This is a genomic window from Pseudoxanthomonas sp. SGT-18 (genome assembly GCF_003931645.1).
In the GTDB taxonomy this organism is placed as follows: domain Bacteria; phylum Pseudomonadota; class Gammaproteobacteria; order Xanthomonadales; family Xanthomonadaceae; genus Pseudoxanthomonas.
The window spans coordinates 41,521-56,080 of record NZ_RRYJ01000003.1; the positions used below are offsets into that span (position 1 = coordinate 41,521).

The 14,560-nt window shown below is 70.9% G+C and carries 10 protein-coding genes; 8 read left to right on the forward strand and 2 right to left on the reverse strand.

Annotated elements, in window-relative coordinates; all coding sequences use genetic code 11:
• Positions 1-97 precede the first annotated feature (97 nt).
• The gene (locus EIM47_RS05630) at positions 98-2,950 is read right to left on the reverse strand and encodes a pitrilysin family protein (protein ID WP_019399415.1); all 2,853 of its coding nucleotides are present in this window, start codon (positions 2,948-2,950) and stop codon (positions 98-100) included.
• Between the two features lie 99 nt (positions 2,951-3,049).
• Here EIM47_RS05630 and EIM47_RS05635 point away from each other — a divergent pair, with 99 nt between their 5' ends.
• The 8 genes from EIM47_RS05635 (at position 3,050) to EIM47_RS05670 (ending at position 13,769) form a co-directional block, all read left to right on the forward strand.
• Positions 3,050-3,748 (forward strand): SDR family oxidoreductase, encoded by a 699-nt coding sequence (locus EIM47_RS05635; RefSeq protein WP_125076356.1) that lies wholly within the window; start codon positions 3,050-3,052, stop codon positions 3,746-3,748.
• 591 nt (positions 3,749-4,339) lie between these two features.
• Positions 4,340-4,747: a hypothetical protein gene (locus tag EIM47_RS05640; RefSeq protein WP_125076357.1), complete on the forward strand. Its 408-nt coding sequence runs from the start codon at positions 4,340-4,342 to the stop codon at positions 4,745-4,747.
• An 87-nt stretch (positions 4,748-4,834) separates the two neighbouring features.
• Positions 4,835-5,311 (forward strand): tRNA (cytidine(34)-2'-O)-methyltransferase, encoded by a 477-nt coding sequence (locus EIM47_RS05645; RefSeq protein ID WP_125076358.1) that lies wholly within the window; start codon positions 4,835-4,837, stop codon positions 5,309-5,311.
• 428 nt (positions 5,312-5,739) lie between these two features.
• Positions 5,740-8,757: a TonB-dependent receptor gene (locus EIM47_RS05650; protein WP_028914359.1), complete on the forward strand. Its 3,018-nt coding sequence runs from the start codon at positions 5,740-5,742 to the stop codon at positions 8,755-8,757.
• A 215-nt stretch (positions 8,758-8,972) separates the two neighbouring features.
• On the forward strand, positions 8,973-9,953 hold the full coding sequence (locus tag EIM47_RS05655; protein WP_125076506.1) for a cupin-like domain-containing protein: 981 nt from the start codon (positions 8,973-8,975) through the stop codon (positions 9,951-9,953).
• On the forward strand, positions 9,953-11,494 hold the full coding sequence (locus EIM47_RS05660; RefSeq protein ID WP_125076359.1) for a tryptophan halogenase family protein: 1,542 nt from the start codon (positions 9,953-9,955) through the stop codon (positions 11,492-11,494). Before EIM47_RS05655 ends, EIM47_RS05660 begins: the two co-directional genes overlap by 1 nt.
• Positions 11,495-11,989: 495 nt before the next feature.
• Positions 11,990-12,547, forward strand: coding sequence for an Ax21 family protein (locus EIM47_RS05665; RefSeq protein ID WP_125076360.1), 558 nt, complete (start codon positions 11,990-11,992; stop codon positions 12,545-12,547).
• A gap of 235 nt (positions 12,548-12,782) precedes the next feature.
• Complete coding sequence (locus tag EIM47_RS05670; protein WP_125076361.1) at positions 12,783-13,769, forward strand: LysR substrate-binding domain-containing protein; 987 nt, start codon at positions 12,783-12,785, stop codon at positions 13,767-13,769.
• A 208-nt stretch (positions 13,770-13,977) separates the two neighbouring features.
• Here EIM47_RS05670 and EIM47_RS05675 read toward each other — a convergent pair whose 3' ends face one another.
• A complete protein-coding gene (locus tag EIM47_RS05675) occupies positions 13,978-14,556 on the reverse strand; it encodes a YceI family protein (protein ID WP_019399406.1) in 579 nt (192 codons plus the stop codon).
• Positions 14,557-14,560 lie beyond the last annotated feature (4 nt).

The following is a 14,560-nucleotide window of genomic DNA, read 5'->3' on the forward strand; positions in this document are numbered from 1 at the left end:
CCGGGAAGGTGAAGGCAGGCCGGAAAGCCTGCCATGGTTCGGTGCAACAGGGGGACAACCGCCGGCGCCGCCCGTCGGGACGGCGCCGGCGCACGGGTCAGCGCGCGACCGGGCGACCGTCGGCGTCGATCACGTGGACCGGGCCGAGCTTGAGCGCGCGCACCGGCTGCTCGACCTGCTTGAGGTCGCCCACCACAACCCAGACCAGCTTGTCCGGATCCAGGGTGGCGGCCGCCTGCTGCACCTGCTCCACGGTCAGCGCCTCGATCCGGGCCTTGCGCCGGAACACCCAGTCGTCCGGGCGGTCGTAGCGGACGATGCCACCGATGGTGCCCAGCACCGCGCGCGCGGTTTCGTAGGCACCGGGCAGGCTGCGGATCTCGGTGGCCTGGATCTTGGCCACCTCGGCCGGGGTCGGCGGCTTGCGCCCGCCGACGTACTCGCGCACCTCGCGGTCCAGCTCGGCCAGGGCCTCGGCGGTCTTGTCGATCTGCACCGGGGCAAAGGCCATCCACGGCCGCTGGCCCAGGGCCTGGGTGGTGAAGCTGTAGGCGCCGTAGGCCCAGTGCTTGTCCTCGCGCAGGTTCATGTTCAGGCGCGAGGAGAACTCGCCGCCCAGCACCGAGTTGGCGAAGTCGAACACGATGGTCGACGGGTCCTTGGTCGAGGGCACGACCTGGCCGGCGAGGATGGTGGCCTGCACCGCGCCGGGCTGGTCGATCAGGTACACCGCCGCCGCCTGCGGACGCTCCACCTCCGGGATGGCGTCGACCGCGGCCGGGGCCGGGGCGGCCGCCTTCCAGTCGCCGAAGTGGCGCTCCAGCAGCGGCACGATCTCCTCCAGGGTGGTATCGCCGACCACGATCAGGGTGGCGCCGTCCGGGCGCACCCACTGCGCGTGGAAGGACTGCAGGTCCTCGCGGGTCAGCGAGGCGATGGATTCCTCGGTGCCGGTGCCGCTGAACGGGATCGCGTAGGGGTGGCCCTGGCCGTACAGCAGCGGCGGCAGCACGCGCATGGCCGCGCCGTTGGGGCGCGCCTTCTCCTGGGCGATGCCGGCCAGCCAGGTGGCGCGCACGCGCTCGATCTCCTTCTGCTCGAAGCGCGGGCGGCGGACCATGTCGGCGAACAGCTGCAACGACGCGTCCAGGTTCTCCTTCAGCGCCGACAGGTAGGCGTTGCCGCCGTCCAGGGTGGCGCCGGCGCCGAGCACCGCGCCCAGCGACTCGGCGCGGTTGGCGAAGCCCAGCGCGTCCAGCTCGCCGGCGCCCTCGTCGAGCATGGCCATGGTGAAGCTGGAGGTGCCCAGCTTGCGGCCCAGGTCGGCGGCGAAGCCGCCCTTGAACTCGTAGCTCAGCTGCACCACCGGCACGGCGTCGCGGCGGGCCAGGATCACCTGGGTGCCGTTGCTGAGCGTGGCCCGCTCCAGCGCCGGGAATTTCAGGTCCGGGAAGCGGTCGGGCATGGGCACGCCCTTGCTGCGGTCCACCTGCGGCTTCAGCGCGCGGTACTTGCGGTCCGGCGGCGGCAGCTTGAACGGTTCCGGGGTCGGCGACGGTTCCTCGGCCAGCGCCTGGCGCTCGCCCGGCAGCACCACCAGGGTGTGCGAACCCTCGCCCAGCCAGGTGCGGCCGGCCTCGCGCACTTCCTCGACGGTGGCGTTGGCGACCACCTCCAGGGCGTCGCGGAAGCAGCCGGGGTTGCCGGTGTACACCGCGCACTCGGCCAGGGCGTCGGCCTTGCCGCCGAAGCCGCCGATGCGCTCGATCCCGCGCACCACCGAGGCCTTGGTCATGATCTTGGCCTGGCCCAGCTCCTCGGCGGTCGGCCCCTCGGCCAGCAGGCGCGCGATTTCCTCGTCCAGCGCCTTCTCCACCTGCGCCGGGTCCACGCCCTGGCGCACGTCGGCGGTGACGTAGAAGGTGGAGGCCAGCTCGAACGGCAGCACGTAGGCGCTGACCTTGTCGGCCAGCTTGTCCTCGAATACCAGGCGGCGGTCCAGGCGCGAGCCGCGGCTGCCGCCCAGCACCTGGGCCAGCAGCTGCAGCCGCTCCAGGTCCGGCTTGCCGTATTGTTCCACGCTCCAGGCGCGGTAGATGCGCGCCTGCGGGACCTTGTCCTCCATCGTCTCGCGCGTGGTCGCGCGCTTCACCGGGCCGGCCTGGATCCGCTCCAGGGTCGGGCCGGCGGGGATGTGGCCGAAGTAGCGGGTGACCTTCTCGCGCGCGGTCTTCACGTCGATGTCGCCGGCCAGCACCAGCACCGCGTTGTTCGGGCCGTACCAGGCACGGAACCACTGCTTCACGTCCTCCAGCGAGGCCGCGTTGAGGTCGTTCATCGAGCCGATCGTGCTGTGGTGGTACGGGTGGTCCTTGGGGTACAGCGCGCGGTAGATCAGGTCGTCGGCCTGGCCGTAGGGCTGGTTCTCGCCCTGGCGCTTCTCGTTCTGGACCACGCCGCGCTGCTCGTCCAGCACCTTCTGGTCGATCGCGCCGAGCAGGTGGCCCATGCGGTCGGACTCCATCCACAGCGCCAGGTCCAGCGCGGTGGTGGGCACGTTCTGGAAGTAGTTGGTGCGGTCCAGCCAGGTGGTGCCGTTCATGTCGGTGGCGCCGACCAGCTCGAACGGCTCGAAGTACTCGCCGCGGTGGTTCTCCGAGCCGTTGAACATCAGGTGCTCGAACAGGTGGGCGAAGCCGCTGCGGCCGGCCGGTTCGTCCTTGCTGCCGACGTGGTACCAGATGTTCACCGCCACGATCGGCGCCTTGCGGTCGGTGTGCACCACCACGCGCAGGCCATTGGGCAGGGTGAACTCCTCGTACGGGATCAGCACCTCGCTGCCGGCCGCGGGACGGGTGGCGGCATCCGCCGGGGCCAGTCCGGCGACCCCGAAGGTGGCGGTGATGGCCATGGCCAGGGCCGCGGCGAGCGGCCTGCGCGTGATCCTCATCGTGACGCTCCCTGTGCTGTGATTGGTGCGCCGATGCTAGCCGCCACGGGCAGCCTTTACACTAGGCCACAAGCCATCCCGGCCGGAGCGGACACGGACATGCGCCACTGCCTGGTCACCGGGGCCAACCGCGGCCTCGGCCTGGAGTTCACCCGCCAGCTGCTGGCGCGCGGCGCGCGCGTGGTCGCCACCGCCCGCCATCCCGGCCGCGCCGCCGCGCTCAATGCCCTGGCCGGGGATTACCCCGGGCGCCTGCACGTGCTGCCGCTGGACGTGGCCGCCGCGCGCAGCCGCGGGGAACTGGCGCGCGAACTGGCGCTGGTGCTGGACGGCCAACCGCTGGATCTGCTGCTCAACAACGCCGGCGTGCTGCACGGCGGCGAGCGCTTCGGCCAGGTGGCCGAGGCCGACCTGGAAACCAGCCTGCGCACCAACGCCATCGGCCCGTTCCTGCTGGTGCAGGCGCTGGCGGACCTGCTGGCCGACGGCGGCATCGTCGCCAACCTGTCCTCGGAGATCGGCTCGCTGGCGCTGCGCCGCGAGTTCCGCACCCCCAGCTACGCCATCGGCAAGGCCGCGCAGAACATGGGCACGGTGCTGCTGTCCCGGGCGCTGCAGCCGCGCGGCATCCGTGTGGTGGCCCTGCATCCGGGCTGGGTGCGCACCGACATGGGCGGCGAGCGCGCCCCGGCCCTGCCGGCGGAGGCCGCCGCCGCGCTGCTGGCGGTGCTGGACCGCCTGGGCCCGGACGACAACGGCCTGTTCCTCGGCCCCGACGGCGCGGTCCTGCCCTGGTGAGAACGGTTGCCCGGGCCCGGCCGGCCGCTACGAAGGCGGCGGCCGCAACCGGAAGCACGCATCCGGCCTGAGGCTGCTATCCGCTCCGGCGCCCGACCCCGGCCCTCCCGGTTCCTGCCGTACCTCCGCGTTCCCCGGCCAGGCCGCGCGGCCTGGCGACGGGCGCACGACCACCCCGTCGGCTGGCGCTCCACGCCCTGCGCCGGCAGCTGCACGGGGCCAGCGCTGCGGCCGGCCCTGGCGGCGACACGCCACCGGCTTCCAGGCCGTTCCGGTCCCGGATTTCGGCCCTGCTGCGGCCTGCGGACCGGTGACCACGCCCCTCGTCCGCATCCCTGTCCGGCGCGGTGTCCGCCCCGTGCGGACGTCCGCGCCGTCCCGCGGACACCGGGTCAGAAATCCAACCAATTGATCTGAAAGAAGAAATTCTTGGAACGCGACGTGCTTTGTACAGCTTGCTCCCGGAAGCACTCCGAGGGTTACTGAATAAATGCTGAAGCAGCGTGCCGGAACCCCATCTTCTCCTTGCACCCTCTGCTTAGGTGTACTACCTTACTACCACACCACTGATCAACGACACCGGAGCACACGATGAACGCCAAGACCCTTGCCGCCTCGTTGGCCCTTGCCCTCGCCGCGACGCCTGCCCTTGCCGCCGAGACCCCGCGCGTCGACCACATCGTCGACCTGCCGGCGGTCGAGGTCCGCCCGGATCCGGCCCTGCGCGCCGAGCTGGCCGCCAACCGCATCGTCGACCTGCCCGCCGTCGTGGTCCGCCCGACCACCGCGCAGAAGGCCGAATACCTGGCCGTGCAGGCCATGCAGGGCCGCATCGTCGACCTGGCCACGGTCTACGTCCGCCCCACCGCCGAGCAGCTGGCCGAGCGCGCCGCGATCGTCGCCCGCGAGCAGGCCGAGGCCCTGGCCGTGCAGGTCGGCAACACCCTGGCCGGGCAGGCCCAGGCCCACGTCGGCGGCCTGGCCGCGATGGGTAACTGAGTGCGGGCCGCGGAAGACACCGGCGGACGCGGCGCAGGCCGCAAGGCGCTCCAGCGCCCCGTCCGCCGGCACGTCTAGAATCCGCGGATGCCAGCCCCCGTTTTCGACGTCCTGCTCTACCAGCCCGAGATCCCGCCCAACACGGGCAACGTGATCCGCCTCTGCGCCAACACCGGCGCCCGCCTGCACCTGATCGAGCCGCTCGGCTTCAGCATGGAGGACCGGCAGCTGCGCCGCGCAGGCCTGGACTACCACGAATACGCCAGCGTGCAGGTCCATCCCGACCTCGCCACCGCGCTGGAACGCATCTCCCCCCGACGCCTCTTCGCCCTGAGCACCCGCGGCCAGGTCCGCCACGACCAGCCGGCCTATGCCAATGGCGACGCCTTCCTGTTCGGCTGCGAGACCCGCGGCCTGCCCGAGGACGTACTCGGGTCGATCCCCGAAGCCCAGCGCTTGCGCCTGCCGATGCGTCCGGGCAACCGCAGCCTCAACCTGTCCAACGCCGTGGCCGTGCTCGTGTTCGAGGCCTGGCGCCAGCACGGGTTCGCCGGCGGCAACTGATTCCGCCGCAGCCCCGGGTCCAGCGCGACCCGCCCCGCGATCCCCCCGCGCCGGAGCCGGCATCGCATCCGCTGGCGGTGACAACCATGTCAACGTTGTCAGCATATCGCCAAGGCCAGGACAGAAGCTGTCCTGGCCGATGCCTCGCCGGGACATCCACCGGCCATTCCCGGTCCACCCGGGAAACGCCCGGACAACCCCCCGGACATATCGCGAATCCTGCTGATTTTCCAGCAGTTGTGGCGCGCATGCGGAAATCCATGTTGCACGGCAACAGCCAGGAAGGGTGTTAGCGCTACATCCTTCCTGGATTGACCGATTTTGCGTTTTTCGCTTGACAACGCTGTCACCTGACATCCAAATCCGGCCCCGTCGGGCGCATGGCGCCTGTCCACCCAACACAACGCCGAGAGAGAGGGGAAGGATCCATGAAGCGTTCCCGTGTAGCCGCGCCGCCGCGCCGCCGCCTGCTGAGCACCGCCCTGCTGGTGGCGCTGGCGCCGCCCGCCACCCAGGCCCTGGCCCAGGAGGCCCCCGCCACCGACCAGGTGAGCGAACTGGATACGGTCGTGGTGACCGGCATCCGCGCCAGCCTGGCGTCCTCGATGAACCTCAAGCGCGACGCCCAGGGCGTGGTCGACGGCATCGTCGCCGAGGACATCGGCAAGTTCCCCGACACCAACCTGGCCGAGGCCCTGCAGCGCATCAGCGGCGTGTCCATCGACCGCACCAGCAGCGGCGAGGGCTCCAAGGTCACCGTGCGCGGCATCAGCCCGGACTACAACCTGGTGTTGCTCAACGGCCGGCAGATGCCGGCGTCCAACCTCGGCCCGGGCGGCGGCGGCACCTCCAACTCGCGCTCGTTCGACTTCGCCAACCTGGCGGCCGAGGCGATCTCGGCGATCGAGGTCCACAAGACCGGGCGCGCCGAACTCCCCACCGGCGGCATTGGCGCCACCCTCAACGTGAAGACCGCCCGCCCGCTGGACATCGGCCAGTTCCTCGGCAGCGTGGGGCTCAAGGCGGTGCACGACACCTCGGTCGACAACCTGCCGCGCAGCTTCGCCGGCAGCAAGTTCACCGGCGAGCTGTCCGGCATCTTCAGCCAGACCTTCGCCGACAACACCTTCGGCGTCATGGTCAGCGGCAGCTACCAGGAACGCGACTCCGGCTTCTCGCAGGCCTCGGTGGCCGACGGCTGGCTGACCTTCCCCGGCGACGATGCCACCAGCGGCACCCGCCTGCCGCTGCCGGGCGAGCCCGGCTACGAACGCATCCAGAACCGTCCCGGCCCCGACGACATCTATGCGCGGCCGCAGAACACCGGCTACAGCGTCAACGGCGTCCAGCGCCAGCGCACCAACGGCAACATCACCCTGCAGTGGGCGCCCAGCGACGCGGTCACCGCGACGCTGGACTACAACTACATGGAGAACAAGGTCCAGCAGCAGCGCAGCGAGCTGTCGGTGTGGTTCAACTACCAGCCCGGCGACAGCTCCTGGACCGACGGCCCGGTGGCCGCGCCGACCTGGTACTCGGAGGACATCCCGGCCGGCAACAGCGACCTCTCCATGGGCGGCATGCGCCTGGCCACGAAGAACAGCGGCGATTCGCTGGGCTTCAACGTGGAATGGGAAGTCAACGACGCCCTGGGCCTGGAGTTCGACTACCACAAGGCCAAGGCCGAATCGCGCCCCGACGGTCCGTATGGCTCGGCCGGCGTGCTTGGCGTGGCCGCGTTCGTGCGCGGCACCACCTCGGTGGACTACACCGGCGAGATCCCGATCGTGAACGTGGTCCTGCCGCCGGGCATGGACGAAGTCGGTCCGGCCGACGCGGTGGTCACCGGCTCCGTGTTCCAGAACAGCTACAACCGCTCGGAGGTCGAGCAGTTCCAGGTACGCGGACGGTTCGAGTTCGGCGACTACTCCGGGCTGGATTTCGGCGTGTCCGCCACCGAGGTCGACAACCGCACCGCGGCCTCGGTGATGCAGGCCGACAACTGGGGCGGCCTCGGCAGCCCGGGCGACTACGACGATGGCATCTGGTACCTGGACCACATGTCGCGCTACTTCGACGCCTTCGGCAACTCCGGCGACCCGCGCTGGAGCGACGGCTTCCTGGTGTTCGACTTCGAACGCCTGCGCCAGCGCGCGGCGCAGATCCCGCAGCCGGACGGCCAGCCCTGCCCGTCCTGCTACCAGATGCGCCCGGACTACACCGACGACCTGCGCACCACCGAGAAGACCCGCAGCGCCTACCTGCAATGGACCAACACCTTCGACTGGTCCATGCCCCTGGACGTGGCGGTGGGGGTGCGCTACGAGAAGACCGAGGTGGAGTCGTCGGCGCTGGTGCGCATCCCCACCGGCATCAGCTGGGTGGCGGCCAACGAGATGTACGTGCAGTACGCCGACGAGCAGGGCTTCACCACGCTGGACGGCGAGTACGACTACTTCCTGCCCAACCTCGACCTGGCCCTGCACATCCGCGACGACCTGGTGCTGCGCGGCAGCTTCAGCGAGACCATCGGCCGCCCGGGCTGGCAGGACATCCAGGGCGGCCAGCGCCTGGACAACATCGTGCGTACCATCGGCGGCAACGGCAGCCGCGGCAACCCCGCGCTGGAACCGCTGGAATCGCGCAACTTCGACCTGTCGCTGGAGTGGTACTACGGCGAGGCCAGCTACGTGTCCGCCGGCTATTTCCGCAAGAACGTGCGCAACTTCATCAGCAGCACGGTGCTGCGCGAGTCGCCGTTCGAGCTGCACACGCCGGTGGGCGGCGCCTACTGGAACGAGGCCACCTCCACCGGCGGTTGCGGCCAGACCGACCTGCCCTGCATCCGCGACTACATCTTCGCCAACTTCGACGGCCAGCCCGGCGTGGCCTACACCGGCCTCAACTCGGCCGGGCAGATGACCGGCAGCATCGAAGGCCTGCCCGGCGATCCGGTGGCGCAGTTCGACATCACCGTGCCGGTGAACCAGCGCCGCGACCACGTCGACGGCTTCGAGCTGAGCATCCAGCACGTGTTCGGCGAAACCGGCTTCGGCCTGGCCGCCAACTACACCAAGGTGGATTCGGGGCTGACCTTCGACAACGCCAGCCTGGAGACCCAGTACCCGATGGTGGGCCTGAGCGATACCGCCAACCTGGTCGCGTTCTACGACAAGGACCGGTGGCAGGTGCGCGCGGCGTACAACTGGCGCGACAAGTTCTTCAACGGCATCGGCGGCCAGGGCCCGAATCCGAACTGGACCGAGGAATACGGCCAGCTGGATGCGATCGTCAGTTATTCGGTCACCGACAACCTGGTGCTGAGCCTGGAGGGCATCAACCTGACCGACGAAACCCAGCGCATCCACGCCCGCCACCGCAACATGGTGCGCTACGCCACCCAGACCGGCCCGCGCTACATGTTCGGCCTGCGCTACCGCTTCTGACCGTGCAGCAACCCGCCGCGCCCTCCCTCCCGGGCGCGGCGGTTTCCGGGTCGCCGGAAGGACCTGGCGACCTTTCTTTCCACCCCCGCGCTGCGGCACGATGCCGCCACGCCCTTCCTGGACCTGGCGCCGTGGACGAACAGGCCATCCATCGCCGACACCCCGCCGGCCCGGCGGGCGGGACGATCCCGGAACTGGAGGTCGCCGCGCCCGGCATGGTGCCCGAGGCGGTGCTGCAGGGATCGCGCCCGCTGGTCCTGCGCGGCCTGGTCGCGCACTGGCCGGCGGTGGCCGCGGCGCGGGAATCGCCCGAAGCCGCCATCGCCTACCTGCGCGGGTGCGAACGCGCGGATGCGCCGCCGGCGGTCGCGACCGTCGGGCCGCCCGATATCGAGGGCCGCTTCTTCTACGACGAGGACCTGGCCGGATTCAATTTCCGCCGCGAGGAGGTGCCGCTGGGCGTGGTCCTGGCCACCCTGCGCAAGTACCTGGCGCACGAGCGGCCCCCGGCAATCTACGTCGCCTCCACCACGCTCGACACCTGGCTGCCGCGGTTCCGCGCGGCCAACGACCTGGCCCTGCCCGGCGCCGAACCGCTGGCCAGCATCTGGATCGGCAACCGCAGCCGCATCGCCGCGCACCAGGACCTGCCGGAGAACATCGCCTGCGTGGTCGCCGGGCGCAGGCGCGTGACCCTGTTCCCGCCGCAGCAGCTGCGCAACCTCTACGTCGGTCCGCTGGAATTCACCCCGGCCGGGCAGCCGGTGAGCCTGGTCGATCCGGCCGCCCCGGACCTGCAGCGCTTCCCGCGCTTCGCCGAGGCGCTGCGCCACGCCATGTCCGCCGAACTGGGCCCGGGCGACGCGGTGTTCATTCCCTCGATGTGGTGGCACCACATGGAAGGCCTGGAGGGCTTCAACGTCCTGGTGAACTACTGGTGGCGGCGCGCGCCGGCGTGGATGGACAACCCGGTGGACGCCCTGATGCTGGCCATCGCCAGCCTGCGCGGCCTGCCGCCGGAGCAGCGCGCGCTGTGGCGCGACGCCTTCGAGCACTACGTGTTCGGCTACGACGAGGGGCAGGTGGCCGGCCACCTGCCGCCGGCCGCGCGTGGGGTGCTTGGTCCGCTGGACGAGGCGCATGCGCGGCGCATCCGGGCCAAGCTGGTGCAACGGCTGCAGCAACGGGGGACCTGATGGACGACGCACGCCTGCCTTCCACCCCCATCCGCCGCGTGGTCATCGCCGGCGGCGGCACCGCCGGGTGGATGGCCGCCGCCGCGCTGGCGCGCACGCTGGGCCGGGTGCTGGACATCACCCTGGTCGAGTCGGAGCAGATCGGCACGGTCGGCGTGGGCGAGGCCACCATCCCGCCGCTACGCACCTTCCACCGCCTGCTGGGCATCGGCGAGCAGGACTACCTGGCCGCGACCCAGGGCACGATCAAGCTGGGCATCTCTTTCGAGAACTGGAGGGCGCAGGGCCACCGCTACATCCACTCCTTCGGCAGCAGCGGCCGCGACCACTGGTCGGCCGGCTTCCAGCACTTCTGGCTGCGCGGCAGGCAGGAGGGCCTGGCCGGCGATTACGCCGACTACTGCATCGAGCTGCAGGCCGCGCACCAGGACCGCTTCTCCCACCTGCCCGACTACCACGTCAACTACGCCTACCACATGGATGCGGCGCTGTACGCGCGCTTCCTGCGCGCACTGGCGCAGCGCCATGGCTGCCGGCGCGTGGAGGGAAAGATCGCCGAGGTGGAAACCGACCCGGGCAGCGGCTGCATCGGCGCGCTGAAGCTGGAAAGCGGGGACGTGCTCGAAGGCGACTTCTTCATCGACTGCACCGGCTTCCGCGCGCTGCTGATCGGGCAGGCCCTGGGCGTGGGCTTCAGCGACTGGTCGCAGTGGCTGTTGAACGACCGCGCCCTCGCCGCCCAGACCACCGCGGTGCGCGACGCGGTGCCGTATACCCGCGCCATCGCCGGGACGGCGGGCTGGCAGTGGCGCATCCCGCTGCAGCACCGCGTGGGCAACGGCATCGTCTATTCCAGCCGCTTCATGGACGATGACCAGGCGCGCGAGGCCTTCCTCTCCAGCCTGGAGGGCGAGGTGATCCGCGCGCCGTGGCCGGTACGCTTCCGCCCCGGCCAGCGCCAGCGCTGCTGGGAGAAGAACTGCGTGGCCCTGGGCCTGGCCGGCAGCTTCATCGAACCCCTGGAATCGACCACGATCCACCTGATCCAGCGCGGCATCGTGCGCCTGCTGCAGTCGTTCCCCGGGGTGCTCAGCCAGGCCGCCATCGACGATTACAACGCGCAGCTGGACGCCGAACTGCAGCACGTGCGCGACTTCGTGGTGCTGCACTACCACGCCACCGAGCGCCGCGACTCGCCGTACTGGGAGGAGGTGGCCTCGATGCGGCTGCCGCCGAGCCTGCAGCACCGCATCGACCTGTTCCGCGAGACCGGCCTGGTGTTCCACCAGCCCGGCGAACTGTTCGCCGAGAACTCCTGGGTGCAGGTCATGCTGGGCCAGGGCATCGTCCCACGGCACTACCATCCGTCCGCCGACGTGATGTCGCGCGAGGACCTGCAGCGCTTCCTGGGCGATGTCCGCGGCAACGTGCTGGGCACGGTGGCCCGCATGCCCGGCCACATGGACTACCTGCGCGGCTACGCGCCCGCGCCGGTGCCACCCGACCTGCGCCAGGAGCAACCGTCGCCCGCAGGCGCCTGACCTGTCGCGCGGAGCGCGTGTGGGCGGCCGAAGCCGGCGCCATCCGGCGCCGCGGTCGCCGTCGGCCGCATGCAGGCCAGCGGAGGGCGGAAATCCGCTTTCCTGCGCAGAGCCGCCACGGGGTTCCAGGAAGACGGACGCTCCCAGGCAGCGTTGGTCGGGCCTTCGAAGACGCCAGGAAGATCCCTTCGGATCTTTACGCCGTCGGCCTGCAACGCACCGGCCAGCTGTCCGCTGCCCTCGCCGAGCCCATCCCTCCCCGGGCCTGGGCACCGGGGTACTCCCCAGTGGGACGGCACAGCCGCCCTGCGGGCGTAGAACCCCCTCGGACGCTGCGACGCGGCGCTTCCAAAAGTTCCCCGGATGCGCCGCTAATTCATGTACTGGTCAGTTCTATATTCAGGCCATGTTGCGGGTGGGGGCGAATAATGCGCCTGCCGTGAACGGGAACGTTTCGTTCATAGGCCCATAACAACGAGACAAGAGAGTCCGTACATGAAGAAGAATTCCCTGCTTGCCCTGGCCCTGGTCGCCACCCTGCCGTTCGCTGCCAGCGCTGCCGATGGTGTGTCGTACAACTATGTCCAGGGTGGCTACACCGCCACCAATACCGACGGCGCGGACGCCGACGGCTTCGGCGTGGACGGCTCGGTTGCCATCGCCCCCAACTTCCACCTGTTCGGCGGCTACAGCAACCAGGAGATCGACCACAGCTCGGTCGACTTCGACCAGTACCGCTTCGGCGTCGGCTACAACCGCGAAGTCGCCCCGGCGGTCGACCTGGTCACCAAGGTCGCCTACGAGAAGTTCGATGCCGGCCGCGGCTTCGACTACGACGGCTGGAGCGCCGAGGTCGGCGTGCGCGGCTCGCTGCATCCGAACCTGGAAGGCTACGTGATGGCCGGCTACGAGGACGGCGACGAGTACGACGGCGAGTTCTACGGCCGCGTCGGTGCGCTGGCCAAGTTCAACCAGAACTGGGGCATCAGCGGCGACGTGAAGTTCGTCGACGGTGACACCCAGTGGTTCGTGGGCCCGCGCTTCACCTGGTAACCCGCGTCCTCCGCGCAGGGCGGGAGGTCTCTCTCCCCCGCCCGCCCTGCGGGGACAGTGCTGGCGTGTCCCCTCTCCCTCGCGCCAGCCACCCGGAGCCCGGCCTCGTGCCGGGCTCTTTTTTTGCGCATAGGCCGCCTGCTCATGTCGTCATGAGCATCGCGCATGGCCGCGGGCGGTCCACGGGCCGGACGCCATGACAGACTCGCGCAGCGACCACGCTCCGTGTCCCGCGATGACCCTGACCCAGCTGCGCTACTTCGCCGCCATCGTCGATGCCGGGCTCAACATCACGCTTGCGGCCCGCAAGGTCCACGCCACCCAGTCGGGACTGTCCAAGCAGATCAAGCAGCTGGAGGAGGAACTGGGCTTCCTGCTGTTCACCCGCCGTGCGCGCAGCCTCACCGCGCTGACCCCGGCGGCCGAACGCGTGCTCGAGCACGCGCGCCCGCTGCTGGCGCATGCGGCCAACATCCGCGCGCTGAGCGAGAACCTGCGCCGCGAGAGCGGCGGCGAACTGCACATCGCCACCACCCACACCCAGGCCCGCCACGTGCTGCCCCCGGTGCTGGCCGCGCTCAAGCGCAGCTACCCGCAGGTGGCCATGCACCTGGCGCCGGGCGGGGACGGCGAATCGCTGGCCCGCCTGGCGCGCGGCGAGGCCGACCTGGCCATCGTCAGCAGCAGCGGTGATCCGCCGCCGGGCGACATCCGGCTGCCGCTGTACCACTGGGAGCGGGTGGTGGTGGTGCCGGCGCGGCACCGCCTCACCCGCCTGGGCCGGCCGTTGCAGCTGGACGACCTGGTGCACTACCCGCTGGTCAGCTACGAATCCAGCCGCGAGCCCGGTTCCTCGCTGCAGCGCGCGTTCCGCGCCGCCGCACTGGAACCGCAGGTGGCGGTCACCGCGCGCGATGCCGACCTGATCGCGACCTACGTGCGCAGCGGCCTGGGCGTGGGCATCGTCGCGGAGATGGCGGTGGAGTCGATCCAGGGCGAGGACCTGGTCGCGCTGCCGGCCGACCACCTGCTGCCCACCTGCACCACCTGGCTGCTGCTGCGCCGCGACCGCCTGCTGCGCGACTACACCGCCGAGCTGGTCGCGCGCATGGTCGGGGCCGACGTGCGCGACGTGCGCCGTGTCGCCGGCGGCGAGGCCACGCCGGAATGGCCGGTGCCGCACTGGCGCGAGACCGGCACCCTGCTGCGCCGCCGGCGCTGAGCGCCGCGCAGTAGCCAAGGCCATGCGGGCGGGCGCACCAGGCGTGCCGCGCCTGCGTGCGCCATCGAAGACTGGCGGGATCCGGGCCGCTGCCACGGCCGGTGCCATTGGAGTGCGGCGCCCCGGCCTACGCAGCCTAAGCCGCATCCGGATGCCAGCGCCGCGCGTGCCAGGCGCGTGCATCCCGGATGCGGTGTTGGCGCCAGGCCTACTGCACGCCGCCGGCCAGGGCCAGGAGCTGGATCCGGATCTCCAGTTCGTCGCCGATGTGCGGCAGCTGCTGCACCAGGCCGAACTCGCTGCGGCGGATGCGGGTGCTGGCGGACACGCCCAGCGCCGGCGCGTCCTTGGCCGGGTGCTGCGCGGCGCGGGTCACCACGGCTTCCAGCTCGACCGGCCTGGTCACCCCGCGCAGGGTCAGGTCGCCGGCCACCTGCAGGCGCTGGCCGTCCACGCGCACCGAGCGGCTGGTGAAGCGCGCCTCGGGGAAGCGCCCGGAATCGAAATAGTCCTCGCGCTGCACGCGCTGGTTGAGGCGCTCCACGTGGCCGTCGAAGCTCGCCAGCGGCAGCACCACGTCCACCCGCGAGGTGGCGGGGCTGGCGGGGTCGTAGACCACGGTGCCGGTGGCCTCCAGCCGCGCGGTGGGGCGGGCGAAGCCGAGGTAGTCCCAGCTCACCAGCACATCGGTATGGGTCGGGTCGATGGTGTAGCTCAGCGGTGCGGCGGTGGCGCCGGCGGTGGCGGCCAGCAGCAGGGCGGCAAGGGTCGGGCGCAGCGGTTTCATGGCG